Genomic DNA, 1315 nt, shown 5'->3' with positions numbered 1-1315 from the left:
GAGACTTATTCAGACCGGATAGGCTTTGCCGAGTACGGCGGCTCCCGACAGTCAAAAAAATCAACGGTTCAGCGCGCTCTACTTATTCTCATCATCCGATATCCGGCGCAGAATGCGGTCAAGCCAGCGGACAGACAGAAAGCGGCGCAGGTAAGCAAACAGGTACGTAGGGAAGGTGACGTAATAGCGCTCTTTCGGACGCTTGCTTTCCAGTGCATGTATTACCCGCTTTACAACGGCCTCCGGTTCCAGCGTAAATGGATCGTTTCCGCGCTCGACATCCTGTTTAGACAGGCGCTTATTCACCGCTGCATAGACCTCTTTGTGGGCACTATTTTCCGTATCAATGTTCTTTTTAAATGCGTTGTAAGCATTGACGCGAAATTGGCTGGTGATCGGGCCGGGCTCGACGAGCGAGACGAAGATATTGCTGCCGTGCAGCTCCTGACGCAGGGTATCGGTCAAACCTTCTAAGGCAAACTTAGAGCAGTTATACGCCCCACGATATTTCAGTGTAATGAGCCCCAATACCGAGCTGTTCTGAATGATTCGTCCGTAACCTTGTTTACGCATGATGGGCAGGACCTTACAGGTGAGTTCATGCCAACCGAGCAGGTTAGTTTCTAACTGCTGACGCAGGACATCACGGGTTAAATCTTCTACCGCACCTGGCTGACCGTAAGCTCCGTTGTTAAACAAAGCATAAAGCTTGCCGTTGGTTTGCTCCAATACCCAATCGAGCGCCTGTGTGATTGAGTCAGTCCTGTCCAAGTCCAGTATATGTGCTTCAAAACCTTCCTTTTTCAAGCGCTCAACGTCATCAGGTTTGCGTGCTGTAGCGAAAACGCGGTAACCACCCAGGCGCAGCAGATGGGCGGTTTCGTAGCCGATACCGGTTGAGCAACCCGTGATAAGAATGTCCTTGTTCATAACCTGTAATTCGCGATGAGAAATGGTCGCAGCATGCTATCAGATTCGGGGGGCTTTAAATATTTCCGAAAACATTTTTGCTGGCTGAGGGAGGCAGCTGAAGAATTGGGTCTATTATTGGTGTTAGGTCGATCAAATTATATACAGGTGTAAGTGCTATAAGACGGTATGTTGTTTGTTGCCTGTATTTCAAAGCTCCTGACACCGGAGGATATCTGGATGAGTGATTCATCTGAAGGGACCTCACCGGTAGTTGATACACATACGTTTGGTGAAGCACTTGTCGCAGCCGGACGTTTATCCGATACCGATCTGTCCCGCGTGATGCAGATGCGAGAATCCAGTGGTGATGATACGCCAATGGCATCACTGCTGATCAGGCTCG

The 1315-nt window shown here is 49.7% G+C and carries 1 protein-coding gene; it reads right to left on the bottom strand.

The features are described 5' to 3' along the window. Window positions 1–78 precede the first annotated feature (78 nt). On the bottom strand, window positions 79–930 hold the full coding sequence (locus ABYW01_RS21315) for an SDR family oxidoreductase (RefSeq protein WP_372836615.1): 852 nt from the start codon (window positions 928–930) through the stop codon (window positions 79–81). Window positions 931–1315 lie beyond the last annotated feature (385 nt).

It is taken from the genome of Pontibacterium sp. (assembly GCF_041587635.1).
GTDB lineage: Bacteria > Pseudomonadota > Gammaproteobacteria > Pseudomonadales > Balneatricaceae > Pontibacterium.
This window is presented reverse-complemented; position numbering and strand designations above follow the sequence as displayed.